This is a genomic window from Rahnella selenatireducens (genome assembly GCF_046449555.1).
GTDB classification, from domain to species: domain Bacteria; phylum Pseudomonadota; class Gammaproteobacteria; order Enterobacterales; family Enterobacteriaceae; genus Rahnella; species Rahnella selenatireducens.
This window is the reverse complement of the sequence record NZ_JBKEZJ010000008.1, coordinates 50,769-68,126: the sequence shown is the minus strand read 5'-3', so window position 1 is coordinate 68,126 and position 17,358 is coordinate 50,769. Positions and strand designations below refer to the sequence as shown.

17 protein-coding genes and 2 tRNA genes are annotated in these 17,358 nt (G+C 53.7%); 12 read left to right on the top strand and 7 right to left on the bottom strand.

The features are described from left to right. Window positions 1-161 precede the first annotated feature (161 nt). Window positions 162-237: transfer RNA gene (locus tag ACLBVC_RS14545), tRNA-Asn, on the bottom strand. A gap of 261 nt (window positions 238-498) precedes the next feature. Here ACLBVC_RS14545 and ACLBVC_RS14540 point away from each other — a divergent pair. Next, window positions 499-1,524, top strand: coding sequence for an LLM class flavin-dependent oxidoreductase (locus tag ACLBVC_RS14540; protein ID WP_218521133.1), 1,026 nt, complete (start codon window positions 499-501; stop codon window positions 1,522-1,524). Between the two features lie 212 nt (window positions 1,525-1,736). Further along, a complete protein-coding gene (locus ACLBVC_RS14535) occupies window positions 1,737-2,948 on the top strand; it encodes a multidrug effflux MFS transporter (protein WP_410150217.1) in 1,212 nt (403 codons plus the stop codon). On the opposite strand, the gene ACLBVC_RS14530 is transcribed toward ACLBVC_RS14535, so the two are convergent. After that, window positions 2,945-3,994 carry an alpha/beta hydrolase gene (locus tag ACLBVC_RS14530; protein WP_410150216.1) on the bottom strand — a complete coding sequence of 350 codons (1,050 nt, stop codon included), beginning with the start codon at window positions 3,992-3,994 and terminating at the stop codon, window positions 2,945-2,947. The two genes, ACLBVC_RS14535 and ACLBVC_RS14530, sit on opposite strands and share 4 nt — an antisense overlap. A 244-nt stretch (window positions 3,995-4,238) precedes the next feature. Here ACLBVC_RS14530 and ACLBVC_RS14525 point away from each other — a divergent pair, with 244 nt between their 5' ends. The 7 genes from ACLBVC_RS14525 to ACLBVC_RS14495 all read left to right on the top strand — a co-directional run bounded on the left by ACLBVC_RS14525 (window position 4,239) and on the right by ACLBVC_RS14495 (window position 10,302). Next, on the top strand, window positions 4,239-4,919 hold the full coding sequence (locus ACLBVC_RS14525; RefSeq protein WP_410150215.1) for a heavy metal response regulator transcription factor: 681 nt from the start codon (window positions 4,239-4,241) through the stop codon (window positions 4,917-4,919). A gap of 15 nt (window positions 4,920-4,934) precedes the next feature. After that, on the top strand, window positions 4,935-6,338 hold the full coding sequence (locus ACLBVC_RS14520) for a heavy metal sensor histidine kinase (RefSeq protein WP_410150214.1): 1,404 nt from the start codon (window positions 4,935-4,937) through the stop codon (window positions 6,336-6,338). 68 nt (window positions 6,339-6,406) lie between these two features. Continuing rightward, on the top strand, window positions 6,407-6,886 hold the full coding sequence (locus ACLBVC_RS14515) for a (R)-mandelonitrile lyase (RefSeq protein WP_410150213.1): 480 nt from the start codon (window positions 6,407-6,409) through the stop codon (window positions 6,884-6,886). Further along, a complete protein-coding gene (locus ACLBVC_RS14510) occupies window positions 6,864-7,625 on the top strand; it encodes a carboxymuconolactone decarboxylase family protein (protein ID WP_410150212.1) in 762 nt (253 codons plus the stop codon). Before ACLBVC_RS14515 ends, ACLBVC_RS14510 begins: the two co-directional genes overlap by 23 nt. Before the next feature lie 12 nt (window positions 7,626-7,637). Next, a complete protein-coding gene (locus ACLBVC_RS14505; RefSeq protein ID WP_410150211.1) occupies window positions 7,638-8,228 on the top strand; it encodes a flavodoxin in 591 nt (196 codons plus the stop codon). Window positions 8,229-8,253: 25 nt separating this feature from the next. Then, window positions 8,254-9,318 carry an alpha/beta hydrolase gene (locus ACLBVC_RS14500; RefSeq protein ID WP_410150210.1) on the top strand — a complete coding sequence of 355 codons (1,065 nt, stop codon included), beginning with the start codon at window positions 8,254-8,256 and terminating at the stop codon, window positions 9,316-9,318. A 132-nt stretch (window positions 9,319-9,450) separates the two neighbouring features. Next, window positions 9,451-10,302 (top strand): aldo/keto reductase, encoded by an 852-nt coding sequence (locus tag ACLBVC_RS14495; protein WP_410150209.1) that lies wholly within the window; start codon window positions 9,451-9,453, stop codon window positions 10,300-10,302. Window positions 10,303-10,354: 52 nt separating this feature from the next. On the opposite strand, the gene ACLBVC_RS14490 is transcribed toward ACLBVC_RS14495, so the two are convergent. Beyond that, on the bottom strand, window positions 10,355-11,248 hold the full coding sequence (locus ACLBVC_RS14490; protein ID WP_410150208.1) for a LysR family transcriptional regulator: 894 nt from the start codon (window positions 11,246-11,248) through the stop codon (window positions 10,355-10,357). Window positions 11,249-11,741: 493 nt separating this feature from the next. Here ACLBVC_RS14490 and ACLBVC_RS14485 point away from each other — a divergent pair, with 493 nt between their 5' ends. Continuing rightward, window positions 11,742-12,380 (top strand): dTMP kinase, encoded by a 639-nt coding sequence (locus ACLBVC_RS14485; protein WP_410150365.1) that lies wholly within the window; start codon window positions 11,742-11,744, stop codon window positions 12,378-12,380. Window positions 12,381-12,473: 93 nt separating this feature from the next. On the opposite strand, the gene ACLBVC_RS14480 is transcribed toward ACLBVC_RS14485, so the two are convergent. From ACLBVC_RS14480 to ACLBVC_RS14470, 3 genes are all read right to left on the bottom strand, one after another. Next, a tRNA-Asn gene (locus ACLBVC_RS14480) sits at window positions 12,474-12,549 on the bottom strand. 144 nt (window positions 12,550-12,693) lie between these two features. Beyond that, window positions 12,694-13,470 carry a DgsA anti-repressor MtfA gene (gene mtfA, locus ACLBVC_RS14475; protein WP_410150364.1) on the bottom strand — a complete coding sequence of 259 codons (777 nt, stop codon included), beginning with the start codon at window positions 13,468-13,470 and terminating at the stop codon, window positions 12,694-12,696. A gap of 207 nt (window positions 13,471-13,677) precedes the next feature. Further along, the gene (locus ACLBVC_RS14470) at window positions 13,678-15,138 is read right to left on the bottom strand and encodes an EAL domain-containing protein (protein ID WP_410150207.1); all 1,461 of its coding nucleotides are present in this window, start codon (window positions 15,136-15,138) and stop codon (window positions 13,678-13,680) included. Window positions 15,139-15,336: 198 nt separating this feature from the next. On the opposite strand from ACLBVC_RS14470, the gene ACLBVC_RS14465 reads away from it, so the two are divergent. Together ACLBVC_RS14465 and ACLBVC_RS14460 are read left to right on the top strand one after the other, a co-directional pair. Beyond that, on the top strand, window positions 15,337-15,501 hold the full coding sequence (locus tag ACLBVC_RS14465) for a hypothetical protein (RefSeq protein ID WP_410150206.1): 165 nt from the start codon (window positions 15,337-15,339) through the stop codon (window positions 15,499-15,501). A gap of 105 nt (window positions 15,502-15,606) precedes the next feature. Beyond that, window positions 15,607-16,620, top strand: coding sequence for an alpha/beta fold hydrolase (locus ACLBVC_RS14460; RefSeq protein ID WP_410150205.1), 1,014 nt, complete (start codon window positions 15,607-15,609; stop codon window positions 16,618-16,620). 76 nt (window positions 16,621-16,696) lie between these two features. On the opposite strand, the gene ACLBVC_RS14455 is transcribed toward ACLBVC_RS14460, so the two are convergent. Then, on the bottom strand, window positions 16,697-17,203 hold the full coding sequence (locus ACLBVC_RS14455) for a phenolic acid decarboxylase (protein ID WP_152326023.1): 507 nt from the start codon (window positions 17,201-17,203) through the stop codon (window positions 16,697-16,699). Between the last annotated feature and the right edge of the window lie 155 nt (window positions 17,204-17,358).

The following is a 17,358-nucleotide window of genomic DNA, read 5'->3' as shown; positions in this document are numbered from 1 at the left end:
GATTTTATAGTGATTTCAGGTTAAAGAGGCGCGCTTTCGCCGCCCGTCACTCCAGGGTAAGTGCGACATAGCCTCATCAATTTGTTCTTTGGCTCAAAGCCGTCCTCCAAAAAACCAAAACAAAAAGCCCGCTTAGTTTCCTAAGCAGGCTTCTCTAAATTTGGCTCCTCTGACTGGACTCGAACCAGTGACATACGGATTAACAGTCCGCCGTTCTACCGACTGAACTACAGAGGAATCGTGTGAACGGGGCGCATAATAACGGGTGATGACGCCGTTGGCAAAGGATTTTTTACATCTGCGATTATATGGCGACTATTTGTTCAGGTTATTAAAAAACAAGCAAAAAAGTCTGGTCTCCTTCAAATTTATTGAATCCTTATGTTAAACAAATGATATTTATTCTCATCCTTAATCGCGTAGAGTGAATCTATTATTGCGGCCTGCGAAAAGGGCCTCTTTGCGGATTATCTCCCTGAATATGAGGATGAATACTCGATGAAAAATATTGGATTTTTATCATTTGGTCACTGGACGCCATCACCACAGTCCGGCACTCGTTCGGCGGCTGATGCTTTGCTGCAATCTATCGATCTGGCGGTCGCCGCTGAAGAACTGGGCGCGGATGGAGCGTATTTTCGCGTGCATCACTTTGCGCGTCAGCTGAGTTCGCCGTTCCCGCTGCTGGCCGCGATTGGCGCGAAGACCAGCAAGATTGAAATCGGCACCGGCGTAATCGACATGCGTTATGAAAATCCGCTGTATATGGCCGAAGACGCCAGCGCGGCGGATCTGATTTCCGGCGGGCGTTTACAGCTGGGGATCAGCCGGGGTTCACCTGAGCAGGTTATTGATGGCTGGCGCTACTTTGGTTATCAGCCTGAAGAAGGTGAAACCGAGGCGGATATGGCGCGTCGCACGACGGAAAAGTTTCTGGACGTGCTGCGCGGTGAAGGTTTTGCGAAACCGAATCCTCAGCCTATGTTCCCGAACCCGCCGGGCTTGCTGCGCCCAGAGCCTTATTCTGAAGGTTTACGTGACCGCATCTGGTGGGGCGCGGGTTCGAATGCGACCGCGGTCTGGGCGGCGAAGCTGGGTATGAATCTGCAAAGCTCGACGTTGAAAGATGATGAAACCGGCGAGCCGTTCCATATTCAGCAGGCGGCGCAAATCCGGGCGTACCGCGCGGCGTGGGCCGAAGCGGGGCATACGCGCGCGCCACGCGTTTCTGTCAGCCGCAGTATTTTTGCGCTGATGGATGACCGCGATCGCATGTATTTTGGCGGTGGCGGCAACGACGGTGACAAAGTCGGTTATCTCGATGAGAAAACCCGCGCCATCTTCGGGCGCAGCTATGCGGCGACGCCGGACAGGCTGATTGAACAGCTGAAGCAGGATGAAGCGATTGCTGAAGCGGACACGTTATTGCTGACCGTGCCGAATCAGCTGGGCGTGGATTACAACGTTCACGTTATTGAATCGATCCTGAAACACGTGGCACCGGCGATGGGCTGGCGCGACTGAATTGCCTGAAATCAACAGTTAAGCCGTTGACTTTAAGCTGTAAAAAAAATACGCCCGCCGGGTTTTCCTGAGCGGGCATTTTTGCGTCTGGTGGGGTGGCAACAGCCCGCATTCATGAATACAGCTCATAATCTCTATCCGATTCCCCGCCATTATCTCCCGCCGTGAACCCGCTAGTATAAAGTCCTCTCCTTATTTCCCGATGGAACACCATGACTGATTCTCAGGCACGATCGCAGATCGCTACCGGAAAAACGACCGGCCTCACGTTTGTACTTATTCTCAGCGCATTAATGGCTTTCACGTCTTTATCGACCGACATTTATTTACCCGCCATGCCGCTGATGGCGAAGGATTTACAGGGCGACGCGGAACTGACCATCACCGGGTTTTTAATCGGCTTTTGTATTGCACAGCTGATCTGGGGGCCGGTCAGCGATCATTTTGGGCGTCGTCTGCCGCTGTTTATCGGCATGGTGTTGTTCGTCATCGGTTCCGCCGGTTGTGCGTTATCCACGGATATCGGGCAGATTGTTTTCTGGCGTGTCTTTCAGGCGCTGGGCGCATGCACCGGCCCGATGCTGGCGCGGGCGATGATCCGTGACCTGTTCAGCCGTACCCGCGCGGCGCAAATGCTTTCGACACTGATAATTATCATGGCGATCGCTCCGATTGCCGGGCCGCTGCTGGGCGGGCAGATGATCAAAGTGACCTCCTGGCATTCTATTTTTTGGCTGCTGGCGGTGATCGGCACACTCATGCTGATTTCCCTCTTCTGGCTGCCGGAAACCTTACCGGAAGAAAAGCGCGTGAGAGCGTCGCTGGGCAGTGCCTTTCGCAACTACATCACGCTGCTGAGCAACACGCAGTACATGCGTTTTACGTTGTGCCTGACGTTCTATTACGTCGCGGCGTATGCGTTTATCACCGGCTCACCTTTCGTTTACATCACCTATTTTGGCGTCGAGCCGCAGCATTACGGCTGGCTATTTGCCGTCAATATCGTCGGGCTGATGGCGGTCAGCATGGTCAACCGGCGTCTGGTGCATCGTTATCCGCTGGAGACGTTGCTCAGGTACGCCGTGTGTATCGCGATGTTGTCCGCACTGGTGCTGGCGCTGGCCACCGGCGTAGGGATCGGCGGGATCGGCCTGATTGTGGCGGCGGTATTTGTCTTTTTCGCGATGAACGGAGTGATTGCCGCGACGTCAACCGCTGCCGCACTGGACGCCGTGCCGAACGTTGCCGGTTCTGCCTCTGCACTGATGGGGGCGTTGCAGTACGGCAGCGGGATTATCTCTTCGTTGTTGCTGGCGCTGCTGAGTGACGGAACACCGTGGACGATGGGCTGGATTATCGCGGTATTTACCGTAGCCAGCGCCGTGATGGCACTGACTACGCGAGGGGCTAAAACGGCGGGTTAAATGTTTTTATCGAAGAAGGTATCGAGTTTAGTCATTGCCTGATCGACATAACGCGGTACCCAGTACGTCTCGATGTGCGTCGCGCCGTCGATCAGATACAGCTCTTTATTCTGTGTGCCGGTGGCCTTTTTAAACGCACTTTCAGTCATATAAAGCGAGTCGGCTTTGGTGCCGGCCATCATCAGTAAAGGCTGATTGATGAGATCCATATTGGTCGATGCATCAAAACTCATCAGATCCAGCAGGCTGCTGGTGGTGTAGCGGAACGTGGAGTTCGGGTGCGCGTGGGTTTTTCCGTAGTACTCGAAGCCCTGACGGTACAGATCAAACGGGAGTTTCGCGACCTGTTCGTCGGTGAGCTTTGCGTCGCCCGTATAACTGATTTCGCCCGTGGTGACTTCTTTGATGCGTGCGTCGGTCGCCTCTTTCAGGCGTTCCTGAATGGTGGAAATCTGCGAGTCTTGATAGCCGTTGCGGCGCACCAGGCCGGAGTTAAACATACTCAGCGTCGCCAGTGCTTTGAAGCGTTTGTCGGTCTGGGCGGCTTTCAGGGAATAACCGCCGCCGCCGCAAATGCCCAGCAGGCCGATGCGAGCGGTGTCTACGCCCGGATACTGGCTGATGTAGTCGGCCATGCCGTGAATATCTTCAATGCGGTTTGCCGGTTTATCGACGCTGCGCGGCATACCGCCGCTGGCTCCCTGATACGCCGCATCGGCCGCAATGGTGATGTAGCCGTGTTCGGCGAGGCGTTGCGCGTACAGCCCGGCGACCTGTTCTTTTACGCCGCCGTTAGGGTGCGCGACGACTACCGTCGGGTATTTTTTTGCCGGGTCGTAGTTGGCGGGCGTGTAGACATTTGCAGCAATCTGAATGCCGTGAAGATCGTATTTCACCGGATGAATATTGACCTTGCCCTGGACGTTTTCGGTGATTGCGCCGTCATACACCAGCGTGAACGGATTTTTGCGGTAATCGGCCGCATGGGCTGACGTCATTCCGGCAATGGCTGTCAGCAGCATGGCGCTGAGGAAAGTGGATTTCATGGTATCTCCCGAATGTGTGGTGCCCGCTGTCGTTGTGATAACGAAACGGACGTTCGACTGTGAATGAGCCGGTTCAGGGTAGGGCGGCGGGGCTGTCAGCACCGTGACGGGAAAATAACAATTCTGTCAGTCAGAAAAACGCGTAACTGACAGAATTGTCAGGAAAATGTCAGCCAACTGTAGGGGATGGAACGCTACTATCGCTCCTGCACGCGGGCACAGGAAAGCTTGAGAGGTAATCAGGATGCGACTGTTACTGGTTGAAGACGAAGAAAAAACATCGGCGTATCTGAGCCGCGCGCTGGGCGAATCCGGTTTTACGGTGGATGTCTCGGCGGACGGTGCCGAGGGCCTGCATTACGCGCTGGAATTCGATTACGACGCGATCATTCTGGATGTGATGCTGCCAGGCATGGACGGTTACCGCGTGCTGGAAGGGCTGCGCGCCAGTAAACAAACGCCGGTGCTGATGCTTTCTGCGCGCGGTTCGGTAGACGAGCGCGTTAAAGGCCTGCGACTGGGCGCGGATGATTATCTGCCAAAACCGTTTTCCCTGATTGAACTGGTTGCACGAATTCAGGCGCTGGTACGTCGCCGGACAACGGATGGTACCGATATCACACAGCTGCAAATTCACGATCTGCATCTGGATCTGCTGGCCCGCCGCGTTTTTCGTGCCGGTGCGCGGCTGGAACTGACGGCGAAGGAGTTTGCATTGCTGAGCCTGCTGGCGCGCCATCAGGGCGAGATACTCTCCAAAATGATGATTGCCGAACAGGTGTGGGATATGAATTTCGACAGCGACGCGAACGTGGTTGAAGTCGCGATTAAACGCCTGCGCGCCAAGATTGATATGCCGTTTGAGGGCAAGTTGCTGCATACCGTTCGCGGTATGGGCTACGTCCTTGAAGTCAGGCCCGAGTAAGCGGAGGAGAAACGCATGTTCAGACGTTCGATTTCGCTCCACATGGCGCTGATGTTTGCGCTCGCCGCCTTGCTGATTGTCTCGGCGATTGGGATTTTGCTGCGAAGCTCACTGCATGATTCATTACAAAAACAGATGCATAACGAACTGCTGTTTCGTGAATCGCTGATGAGCCCGTGGATCACCGCGCGCACATCGACGGAAGGCTGGTCAACACTGGCCGGTAAATTCACGCTTCTGGCGAGTTCGGAAGGTGAGCGGGTGCGCTACTGGATTGTCAGCGACGATCCGCGTTTCAGCGTGGGCGGCACGCCGCCGGTGGGCGTTACGTGGTCATCCCTGCAGGAGGGATTCAATAAACTGCCCGGTTCCTCTGAAGGTTCCTGTTCGCTGTTTCTGCTGGTGAAAACCCTGCCCGCCAACGGCGACAGACCCGCGCTGCGCTATATCGTGGCCATCGATTCCACGCCATATATGGGCACGTTGGATGCGTTTACGCAGACGCTGATTGTTATTACGGCGCTGGGCGCGCTGATTGTCGCCTTGCTGGGATACGCGGTTTCGCGCATCGGGCTGCGTCCGGTCGGGGCGCTGAGTGATCAGGCGCAGCAGCTTGCGCCGGGAGATCACGGGCAGCGGCTGGACACCACGTTTTTACCTCACGAACTGCAACCGCTGGCCGCTTCGTTTAACGGCGTGCTTGAGCGGCAGGAAATCGCCTGGCGTCAGCTGGAAAGTTTTAACGCGGATGTCGCCCATGAACTGCGCACGCCGCTGACCAACCTGATTGGCCAGACACAACTCGGTCTTTCGCGTCGCCGGTCGTATGAAGAACTGGAAGAATTGCTCGGCTCGAACCTCGAAGAACTCGGGCGGATGACGTCCATCGTCAATGACATGCTGTTTCTTTCACACGCACACGCCGGTGAACATGCGTCCCAGCTAACGCGTATTTCCCTGCGTGAAGAAACGCTGAAAACAGCGGAATACGTCGAGCCTTCTTTCGCCGAAAAGCAGCTTTCTCTGGAAGTGGAAGGGGATGTCACCGCCCTGATTGACCGGCGTCTGTTCCACCGTTCGCTGGCGAATCTGCTGGAAAACAGCGCCCGACATTCACCGCCGCAAAGCACCGTGACCGTCCGGTTGAGTGAGCAGAATAATCAGGCGTTGGTTGCCGTGTCCAACCCCGGCGAGCCTATTGCGGAGGGGCATCTGCACCGCCTGTTCGAGCGTTTTTACCGGGTGGATTCCTCACGCACCAAAAGCGATACGCATCATGGCCTGGGATTATCCATCGTCCGCGCGGTGGCGATTATGCATCAGGGCGATGTGTTTGCCCGCAGCGAAGGCGGCGTCAATACCTTCGGACTCACGCTGGCGATGTCGGCTGAAAAGATTGTCAGGAGGCCGTCAGCCTGACGACATGTCACTCCCGTTAAAATCATCGCGACACAGCATCCACATTACTGGCTAAAAGGACGCATCGCATGATCGGGAAAATACGTTATTTCGGGCTGATTCTGCCTCTCATCACTTTTTCTGTCACCGCTCAGGTTCAGCCTGATTCGGTGCACATCGCCGCCGCAGGGACGCAAAAACCGGTCACCGGTCCGGCAGAGAATTTCACCGGACGTGTACGGGTGGAACCTTTATTCCGTGCGGATAAAGACATCAGCGCTTCCGGTGCCTATGTCACTTTCGAACCGGGAGCCCGCTCGGCCTGGCATACACATCCGGCCGGTCAGCGGTTGATTGTCACTTCCGGCGTGGGCCTGACTCAGCAGGAAGGCCAGCCGGTGCAGATCATCCGCGCCGGTGATGTCGTTTCGTGCCCGCCCGGCGTTAAACACTGGCATGGTGCCGCGCCGGACAGCGCAATGACGCATCTGGCAGTGACCGGAATGGTGCAGGGGAAGAGTGTTGAATGGATGGAGAAGGTGACCGATGAACAATATCACGCGCATTAAAACCCTCACGGCGGCGGCATTACTGATTTTCGGTTCCGGCCGGATGTCATTTGCCGCGCCGCCCGTCACAACAGGAGCCTCAGCAATGAACCTGCAATCCAGCGTTTCCGAAACATTGTCTGCACGTCAGCAGGCCATTCCTTTAATCGCCGCGTTTATGGCAGGCAGCCAGATGCATAAACTCAGCGCCGCGCTGAATCAGGGGCTGGATGCCGGCCTGACGATTAACGAAACCAAAGAAATCCTTGTGCAGCTCTACGCGTACACCGGTTTTCCGCGCAGCCTTAACGCATTAACCGAACTCATGAAAGTGGTCGAAGCCCGCAAACAGCGCGGCATTCACGACGCTGAAGGCCAGGAACCGGTAAGCCCGATCCCGGTCGGGGAAGAACTCCGCCGCACGGGAACTGACAATCAGACCAAAATCTCCGGCGCGCCGGTGCAGGGCCCGTTGTTTGATTTTGCGCCGGTGATTAATCAGTTCCTGCAAACGCATTTATTCGGCGACATTTTTGCCCGCGACAATCTGGACTGGCAGAGCCGCGAGCTGGCAACGGTCGGGGCGTTAGCCGCTACGCCCGGCGTTGAAGCGCAGCTGTTATCCCATACGCGGGCAAGTTTGCGCGTCGGGCTGACGGCGGGGCAGCTGCAACAGCTGGCGCAAACGCTGCGTGAAAATGGCGAAAATGAAGCGGCGTCCCGCGCTGAACATGCCCTGCAACTGGCCACTGCAAAATAAAGGAGAGGGGCGATGTCAGAAGAACATGATCCGGCGCGCAGAATCTTGCTCACCGCGCTGGCGGGGTTAACGCTCGCCAATATCCCGCTGGTCGCGACGGCCAGCGATAACGCCAACGTACTGAGTAACAACCGCACGCTGGTGGTGTATTTCTCAAGAAGCGGCAACACGCGTGTCATTGCGGGCGTTATCCACCGCAGCCTGAAAACCGATCTGTTTGAAATCGAACCCGCGAAACCCTATCCGGAAGATTACTTCCAGACCGTCGCGCAGGCCAAAAGCGAACACGATCGGGGAACGCTGCCCGCATTAAAAAATACCGTTCCCGACATGGCGGGTTATCAGACGGTGTATCTGGGCTTTCCCGTCTGGGGCACCAGCGTGCCGCCGGTTGTGCAGACTTTCCTGAGCACTCACGTTCTCGCCGGTAAGTTACTCATCCCGTTTATTACCCACGGCGGCTACGGAAAGGGCGACAGTGAAGACGTGCTCGCACGGCTGGCAGCGGGGGCAAAACGCGAAAAACCGCTGGTGATTGAAGGCAGCCAGGAAAGAAGAACTACAGAAACCGTCACCAGCTGGCTGGAAACCGTGCGCAGCTGATCTTACAGGTATGGAGGCGTTAACCGTGAAGGCACTTTTAAAAACGCTGGTGTTGGGTATGGCGGCGGCAGGACTTGCCGCACAGGCCGTGTATGCCCAACCGCTGGTGATCCAGACGCAGGGAAGTTTTTCAGCCGGTGGCGATGTGGTGACTGCACCGGGCCAATTTGATGCTAAAAAACCGCTGGAACCTGCCGGGCAAACGTACCATGGCGACCATGCTTCTGTGTTTTATCAGATCCCTGAAAATCCGCATAAATATCCGCTGATCATGTTGCATGGCGCAGGACAGTCTTCACGAACCTGGGAAAGCACGCCGGATGGCCGTGAAGGGTTCCAGAACATCTTCCTGCGCCGTGGTTTCTCAACGTATCTGGTTGATCAGCCGCGTCGTGGCAATGCAGGCCGCACAATGGCTGAAGGAACCGTCATGCCGAAACCGGATGAACAGTTGTGGTTCAATCAGTTCCGCGTCGGCGTCTGGCCGGATTATTTTAAAGACGTACAGTTTTCTCATGACAAAGAGGCGCTGAATCAGTATTTCCGCCAGATGACGCCCAACACCGGGCCTTATGACGTCAGCGTGATTTCCGATGCGTTGTCGGCGGTGGTTGATAAAACCGGACCGGCGGTTTTGTTTACGCATTCGCAGGGCGGCGGCCCAGGCTGGTATACCGCCATGAAAAACAACAAGGTGAAAGCTATTGTGGCCTTCGAGCCGGGCAGCAGTTTTGTGTTTCCTGAAAATGAACTGCCTGCGCCAATGCCCAGCGCGTTCGATACGCTGAAAGGGGAACCGGTGCCGCGGGATCAGTTTATGGCACTCACACGAATCCCGATTTTAATCTTCTACGGCGACAATATTCCGGACAAACCGACCACCATGCCGGCGCAGGACAGCTGGCGTGTGCGTCTGGCAATGGCCCGCCTCTGGCGCGATACGGTGAATAAACACGGTGGCGATGTTCAGGTTATTCACCTGCCGGAGATCGGGATTAAAGGCAACACACACTTTCCGTTCTCTGATCTGAACAACATTGAAATTGCCGAACAGGTGGCTAAATTCCTAAAAGAAAAAGACCTGCAATAGCGCGACTGTAAAAGTCGGGCGCGGGCGGGTATTAATGAATTCTGCTAATGAACCCTATCGGATTGGGGCCTCTAATACGATTAATCACTCTGCGTTATGCTTATCTCAAGCACAACACTCAAGGATAACGTCATGCAAACAGTAAAACTGAACAACGGTATTGAAATGCCCCTGCTGGGCTTTGGTGTCTTCCAGATGACGGACGCCGCAGAATGTGAGCGTGCCGTTATCGATGCAATTGAAACCGGCTACCGCCTGATTGATACCGCCGCGTCTTACCAAAATGAAACGCAGGTGGGCAACGCACTGAAGCAGTGCGGCATTGCGCGCGACGAGCTTTTCGTCACCACCAAACTGTGGTTACAGGGCGCAAGTTATGAAGGCGCAAAAGCGCAGTTCGAGCGGTCGCTGAACCGGCTGCAACTGGATTACGTCGATTTATATCTGATTCACCAGCCTTATGGTGATGTTCACGGCGCGTGGCGTGCGATGGAAGAGTTGCATCAGGCAGGGAAAATCCGTGCGATTGGCGTGAGTAACTTCCAGCCGGATCGTCTGGCCGATTTGATGGCTTTTAATAACGTCGTTCCTGCAGTCAATCAGATTGAAGTGAACCCGTTCAGCCAGCAGCTGCACGCTGTGCCGTGGATGCAGAGCCGCGGGATCCAGCCGGAAGCCTGGGCGCCGTTTGCAGAAGGCAAAAACGGCCTGTTCCAGAATCCGGTATTGGCGGCGATTGGCGCAAAATATGGCAAAAGCGTGGGGCAGGTGGTTCTGCGTTGGGTCTTCCAGCGCGGCATTGTTTCGCTGGCAAAATCAGTGCGGAAAGAGCGTATGGAAGAGAACATCAACGTGCTGGATTTTGAACTGAGTCAGGACGAGATGATTAAAATCAGTGCGATGGACACGGCGACCAGCGCCTTCTTCTCGCACCGCGACCCGGCGATGGTCGAATGGCTGACGGCGCGTAAACTGGATGTCTGATATCCCTCGTTTATAAAAAATCCGCGACACTCACAAGGTGTCGCATTTTTTTCTATTCTGAATAACGCAGCGTATCAATCAGCAGCGCGAAAGCGGGCGGATGCTGTTTCCGGCTCGGGTAATAAAGATAATAACCGGGGAAATACGGGCACCATTCTTCCAGAATCTGCACCAGTTCGCCTGATTTCACGAGATCGGTAATCATATCTTCCGGCACGCAGGCAATACCAAAACCGGACTGCACGGCATCGATTCTTTCCGACAGCAGGTTGAACGTCAGTTGCCCTTCAACCCGCACGCGCAGCGGTTTTCTGTCCTTCTCAAACTCCCAGTGATACACGCCACCGGCGGTCGGTAATCGCATATTGATGCACAAATGATTCTGCAAATCATGCGGCGTCTGCGGAATGGGGTGCTCCGCGAAATAGGCCGGGGAGCCGACCACCGCCATACGGATGTCCGGGCCGATTTTTACCGCAATCATATCCTTATCGACGCTTTCGCCCAGACGAACACCCGCGTCATAACGCCCCTCAACGATATTCACAAACCCGTTATCGACGACCAGCTCGATACTGATTTCAGGATACTGTTTCAGAAACGGCTTCAGCTTCGGCCACACCAGTTTGCGTGCCGAGTGCTCTCCCGCCGAAAGACGGATATTCCCCGAGGTCTTGCCGTTCAGATGAAGCAGCGTTTGCAGTTCCTGCTCAAGATCTGCCAGACGCGGCTCGAGGCAGGCAATAATGCGTTCACCCGCTTCCGTCGGCGTCACGCTGCGGGTGGTGCGCGTCAGAAGACGGATATTCAGACGCTCTTCCAGCGCTTTTATCGCGTGACTGATCGCCGACTGCGAAACATCGAGCTTACTCGCCGCCTTGGTAAAACTTCTCTCGCGCGCTACGACAAGAAACATCTGCAGTTCATTAAAGTTTTCTTTCAGCACGGCTATTACCTTTTTCCAATACGATCAGCTGCATACGGAACTTACGATGACGGCTGGGGATGGAGTTATTGTAGCGGGAATGAAAGGGGAGTGGGGAAATTTGGTGACCTGCTTCCCATTGATTAAAACAGCACAATGCGATTAATTTCTCTATCAACAGAGGGAGCAATTTCGAACTTCCGCTCCCCCCTCAACGCTGCCCGTCAACTTCACCCGCTTATAAAACAGGCTTAACGTGGGATGTTTTCAGCTTCTTAAGCGGTTACCTTAGTCAACACCGCGCAGGTCGCAACATATCTGCAATGACCAGAGTCGGCTTTAATCCTCGTTTTTAAACGAATGAGTTAGAATCATTGCCAAAGTGTTCATCAGCCATTTATCTGTTTCATCGCTGATGAACGAACAGGGCGGACCGCTATTCATACGAAGGAACTATGATGTTTTTGCCAGATTCTGGTTTTACAAAAACCGCATATCAATCGTCTTCAGAAGCATGAATCGACAACTGTTTGTCTCTCTGGACGGCCCCAAGGGAGCCGGTAAAACCACACTGCTGGAAGCCATGACGAAAGTACTCAGGGCAGACAACAAGAAGGTGATCCGACTTTGCGAGAAAAAAAGCGACCCCTTCAGGGGGGAAACAATGGCTCTTGTAAACAGGCTAGCCCGAAATCCCTCCCTGGATTTAGAACGTGAAGTTTGTGAGCGCTTTGCGGATAGTCGTGCCTGGATTTCCCGGGAAGTGCTGACTAAACAGCCACCGGACAGCATTATCTTGATGGATCGCTGGTACCCTTCGGATGCTGCGTTTCGCAGGAACGTTCCATTTGCAGAGATTTTACAGCTTAATAATGAACGAAACGTGAGAACGCCAGACCTGCATGTCGGGGTTGTTACTGCGCCGGATATTTCATGGGCGAGGGCCGCGGGCCGAACGCGTGGGCTGGGTAGTACGGTGATTCATAGGCTGGAAGAACATGTCGCGTGTACCCAGGCGTTCGAGCGAGAAATTGCCGTTCAGGGCTGGGTTTTATGCCGTAATGAAGGAACGATTGAAGTCGCAACGAGGCAGGTGATATCTGAGATTTACAAAGCGCTTGGATGCTCAACCGGCACCAGTTTTGCGTGCTGATCTTCTGCCGTTTGCCGCCAGCCATTACAGCAACCTCATCCCACAAAAACCAAAAAGCCCGCTTAAGTTTCCTTAAGCGGGCTTCTCTAAATTTGGCTCCTCTGACTGGACTCGAACCAGTGACATACGGATTAACAGTCCGCCGTTCTACCGACTGAACTACAGAGGAATCGTGTGAACGGAGCGCATGTTATCCAGTGGGGCGCGGAGTGTCAACGCTAAAATCACCAAAAACCTCCGACTGCTCAGCAACTAATCAATGCGGCGATAAAACAGGTCTTTTCCACTGAAAAATCGCCGTGGATCACGCGGGTTAACAATCGCAGCGCTGGCCGCGAAGTTGCCTTGCCAGAGGGTCCTGCAGGTAAAAACGGGTAAAATGACCGTATACCAGCGGAAAACGTTCTGAAAGCAGTTCAGGCGCACTAAAAAAGTATTCTGATAACACCGCAAAGCATTCTGCCGGATCGGTCGCGGCGTAAGCGTCCATGCTGGCGGCTTCTTCGCCGACGGTGTCGATTTCATCTTGCAGATTTTGCATGGCGGCCTGCAAATCGTGTTCCCACGCGACCACTTCCCGCAGCGGGATTGGCGGAATGCCGCTGACTTCGCCGCCGTTGCGCATATCGAGCTTATGCGCCGCTTCGTGGATCACCAGATTAAAACCGGAGTTGTCGAACGAATCTTCGATGTCCTGCCAGTTGAGTACAATCGGGCCCTGATCCCAGCTTTGCCCGGCGTGGATTTGCGCACCGGCGTGAACCAGCCCGTTTTCATCCTGCCACGGGGAATCGACGACGAAAGGGGAAGGGTAAAGCAAAATCTCATGAAAACCATCGAGCCAGGATGCACCCAGTTCCATCACCGGTAACGCAAACAGTAAGGCTATGCGCGCCTGCATTTGTTCTGTCAGTTCGATGCCCTGCAACGGAACCAGCCGCTTTTGCGTCAGTAACTGACTGGCGACCTGAACCAGCCGCTGTTTCTCCTCCTCGTTTAGGGAAGATAATAGCGGGATATTCAGAGCGTCATTCCAGGCATCTGATTTCTCAATTTTCAGGTCATTCGCTTTCCACGGCCACTTAATCATCATCTTGCTCGCAAAGTGATCATTCGAATTTTCAGCAGGTTTCACAGAAAGAGTACGTCAATACATGTAACTTCAACGAGTTAGCTTCCTGCCAGGCTGAGTCTGTGTGGATGTTACACATCATCGGATTTTTAGCAAAAAGCGCGCGCATCTTATAAGACGTAGCTCACGTTATTATTCTAGTCGCAGAATATAAGCCTGTTATGGTTACAGCCATTTTTCCATAAATTCTGTTGCTGGCACCGGTTTTCCGAAAAAATAACCCTGAAAATAATCCAGATGATAGGGCGTCAGGTAATCCACCTGCACCTGCGTTTCAATCCCTTCTGCCACAATGATCATCTGCAAACGCTTTGCCAGATCAATCACGTTATTCACGATATGGCCGGCCAGCGCGTCTGTGCCGATGCGGCCAATAAAGCTCTGGTCAATTTTAAGGATATCGATGTGGAATTTTTGCAGATACGTCAGGCTGGAATGGCCGGTACCAAAATCGTCCATCGCAATCAGCACGCCCATTCTGCGCAGCGCACTGAACAGACTGTGGGTGATTTCACTCGATTCAATCAGCTCGCGTTCAGTCAGCTCAAGCACCAGACGGATCGGTTTATCTTTGAACGCGTGCAGGAACGCTTTGCAGTCTTCAACCAGCGTCAGGTCTTTGAAATGCCCGGCGCAGATGTTGAAACCGAAATGGAAATCATCCGGCAGTTGCGCGGCAACCGGGCCGAACTGATCGCGAACCTGCGCCATCATCAGGCGGGTCATCGGCACAATCAGCCCGCTTTCTTCGGCCAGAGGGATGAACTGATACGGCGGAATCAGGCCCGATTGCGGGTGCTGCCAGCGCATCAGTACTTCGCAGCCGGTGAGATGATGGTTTGTGCCGCCCACGACCGGTTGCAGGTAAGGAATAAACTGTTTTTTCGCCAGCGCATCTTTGAGCGCGGAAACCGGGCCACCAAACCGGCCCAACAGCATGTACGTCATCAGGGCAACGAACACGCCGAGCAGCGGGAAAAGCACCAGGCTGGCGGTGGCGTAATCAAAGATGTAGCGCCAGTGATCGCCGTTACGGATCACCAGTTGCATCTGATACGGGTAGTGGTCGGAATGCTGGATCAACCGTTCGCCGTTCGGCCAGTTTTCACCCTGATGAATTTTGCCTTTGCTGTCCATCCATTGGTCGCCCACCTGTAATGCCAGATAAGTGTGAGTGCTGAGCAAATCCAGAATGTTATGCAGGAAATAGCCATCCACGCCAATCAGTACGCCATTGCCGTTGATATCGCGCCGGTACGCAATCAGCGGATGACCCGGCGTAACCGGATTGCCACTCATCAGAAGCAACTGCCCGCCGTTGTATTTATTGGTTGAAACGAAATCGATTTTTTTACCAAACAGCGAGGTGCAATAAATGGTGTCGCCGCGGTACAGATTCACAGTACGTACGTTAGGCACCCGCGCGACTTCCCAGCGTAATGCCTGAATGGCATTTTGATCGCATTCCTGGTCAATGAGATATTGCACCGAATCAGCGGCCGTCGAGGCGTTGTTGAGGGTCATATCGACGAGGCGAACAGATTGCGCCAGGCTGGCGGTGGTATCCCGGCGCAATCCCTGCGAGGTTTGCCAGGAGATAGCCAGCGTCCCCAGGGCGGCAACCATCAAAAATGCCAGTACGGACAGGCAAATCCGGAGATGAGGTCGGTTTAACCAATTTGAGACCAAAGGGACACCCGTCAGTGAAAGCCACAGAAAGAAGTTTCGTTCAGTAAATATAACCTATAAAGCCACAACACACTGTTACAGCGGAATTTTAGGATATTCCTCGCGCTGAGGATTAACAAATGTTTGATGCAAATCATGAATACTTCACAGTTCAACTATTTTTTGTATTATTCAAATTCCCTGAGTGTATTCCAGGGAACCTGGGCGTTAGATCATCTGTGGATGTTCTGGTTGATGCCAATGGTCGGCGGCGTGACTGGCGGCCTGATTTACCGCTGTGTTCTGGCCTCTAAAGACTAAAATCAGTTCGTGCTGTTTCGGTTTTATCGGGTTTTACTGGCGGCTTAAAGTTTGTAGCATAAGACTTTAAGCCGCCTGTCCGACAAACGACAATAGGACTGTACGATGTTTCCCCGTTTGAAATTGCTCTTTTGCGCTGCTGCTTTATCCTTCTCCGTCACCGCGCCCGTTTTTGCGGCCGATGCGCCTTCCTACGGTCCGCAATTACAGGGTTTTGATTACCCTTATCCAATCAAACAATACTCCTTTACCTCGCAGGGTGCGCCGCTGCAAATGGGCTATCTCGACGTCGCGCCGACCGGCCATAAAAATGGCCAGACGGTGGTCCTGATGCACGGCAAGAATTTCTGCGCCGCGACCTGGGGCGATACCATCCGGGCACTGGCGCTGAAAGGTTATCGCGTGATTGCGCCCGATCAGATTGGGTTCTGTTCTTCTACCAAACCGGGGCATTATCAGTACAGTTTCCAGCAACTGGCGACCAATACGCATGACCTGCTGAAAAGCCTCAATATCAAGAAAGCGGCGATTGTCGGGCATTCCACTGGCGGCATGCTGGCAACCCGATACAGCCTGATGTTTGCGCCGGAAGTGTCGAAACTGGTGCTGGTAAATCCGATCGGTCTGGAAGACTGGAAAGCCAAAGGCGTGCCTTACCGCACGGTCGATCAGTGGTATGACCGCGAGCTGAAAACTTCGGCGGACAGCATTAAACAGTATGAGCTGAAAACCTATTATGTGAATAAGTGGAAACCGGAATATGACCGGTGGGTCGATATGCTGGCCGGGCTGAATAACGGGCCGGGGCATAAACTGGTGGCGTGGAACTCAGCGCTGATTTACGACATGATTTTTACGCAGCCGGTGTTTTACGAATTCAAAAATATCCGCGTTCCGACAACTTTAATGATCGGGACGTCCGATTCCACGGCGATTGGCAGCGATATCGCGCCGCCTGCGTTGAAAGCGAAAATCGGTAATTACAAAGTGCTGGGCAAACAAGCCGCGAAGCTGATCCCACATGCGAAGCTGATTGAATTTGCCGGTTTAGGCCACGCGCCGCAAATGGAAGAACCGGAGAAATTCAACACTGCGTTGCTGAAAACGCTGGCACGCTGATTCGGATAAAGTTATCTGAAAGAAAAGCCGCAGTGCATTACGCGCTGCGGCTTTTTTATTGTGGTAATGATATGAATTAACGCAGGTTGTCCGGGAAGTTAGCCGGTAATTCACTGGCGGCACAATCGATGACGGTATCGTTATCCGCGCCGCAGTCACGTACAAAAGTGATGGTGGCGAATTCGTCGATCACTTCGGTCGGGTACGCCGGACCAGCGTCGCGGTAAGAATTCATCAGCGGAATATGGTCGTTCTGGAAGCAGACGGTTTTTTCCGGATTGTTCATGATCCAGCGCGGGAAGAAGATAGTGCCGTGGAACACGTTGTCGGCCAGATTCACAATCAGGCTGACGTCGGTGCCGGTTGGTTCAGTCCAGGAAATTTTGTACACATCAGACGCCACGCGGACGATATATGCGCGCTGGTCTTTAACCCAGCGATTGCCAACCAGGCCGCTGTGGATGCGGTAATCCAGCGTTTCGGCGTTTTTCACATAAATTTCGTAGTTCCAGCCGTTATCGTAAGTGTAAACAACGTGTTTGCCCACGAAACCGCTCAGGTCATGTTTATCAAAGCTGCTCATCGTAATTCTCCTTAACTCAGTGTTGGAATGAAACGTTTCGTTTCGTTGAGAAGAAGATTACACTTCATAAATCAGATATAAAAACGCTGATTTTCGATATAAACAATCTAATAATCAGAACGGTTTTACACTGGAAAACTCCATCAGAAAGGAAA

Bases quoted from the DNA above. Each gene is read 5' to 3' on its own strand.
- mtfA (WP_410150364.1), bottom strand. From the start codon at position 13,470: ATGATTAAGTGGCCGTGGAAAGCGAATGACCTGAAAATTGAGAAATCA.
- ACLBVC_RS14505 (WP_410150211.1), top strand. From the start codon at position 7,638: ATGTCAGAAGAACATGATCCGGCGCGCAGAATCTTGCTCACCGCGCTG.
- ACLBVC_RS14485 (WP_410150365.1), top strand. From the start codon at position 11,742: ATGAATCGACAACTGTTTGTCTCTCTGGACGGCCCCAAGGGAGCCGGT.
- ACLBVC_RS14510 (WP_410150212.1), top strand. From the start codon at position 6,864: ATGAACAATATCACGCGCATTAAAACCCTCACGGCGGCGGCATTACTG.
- ACLBVC_RS14470 (WP_410150207.1), bottom strand. From the start codon at position 15,138: ATGGTTGCCGCCCTGGGGACGCTGGCTATCTCCTGGCAAACCTCGCAG.
- ACLBVC_RS14520 (WP_410150214.1), top strand. From the start codon at position 4,935: ATGTTCAGACGTTCGATTTCGCTCCACATGGCGCTGATGTTTGCGCTC.
- ACLBVC_RS14530 (WP_410150216.1), bottom strand. From the start codon at position 3,994: ATGAAATCCACTTTCCTCAGCGCCATGCTGCTGACAGCCATTGCCGGA.
- ACLBVC_RS14535 (WP_410150217.1), top strand. From the start codon at position 1,737: ATGACTGATTCTCAGGCACGATCGCAGATCGCTACCGGAAAAACGACC.
- ACLBVC_RS14515 (WP_410150213.1), top strand. From the start codon at position 6,407: ATGATCGGGAAAATACGTTATTTCGGGCTGATTCTGCCTCTCATCACT.
- ACLBVC_RS14455 (WP_152326023.1), bottom strand. From the start codon at position 17,203: ATGAGCAGCTTTGATAAACATGACCTGAGCGGTTTCGTGGGCAAACAC.
- ACLBVC_RS14540 (WP_218521133.1), top strand. From the start codon at position 499: ATGAAAAATATTGGATTTTTATCATTTGGTCACTGGACGCCATCACCA.
- ACLBVC_RS14465 (WP_410150206.1), top strand. From the start codon at position 15,337: ATGAATACTTCACAGTTCAACTATTTTTTGTATTATTCAAATTCCCTG.
- ACLBVC_RS14525 (WP_410150215.1), top strand. From the start codon at position 4,239: ATGCGACTGTTACTGGTTGAAGACGAAGAAAAAACATCGGCGTATCTG.
- ACLBVC_RS14460 (WP_410150205.1), top strand. From the start codon at position 15,607: ATGTTTCCCCGTTTGAAATTGCTCTTTTGCGCTGCTGCTTTATCCTTC.
- ACLBVC_RS14495 (WP_410150209.1), top strand. From the start codon at position 9,451: ATGCAAACAGTAAAACTGAACAACGGTATTGAAATGCCCCTGCTGGGC.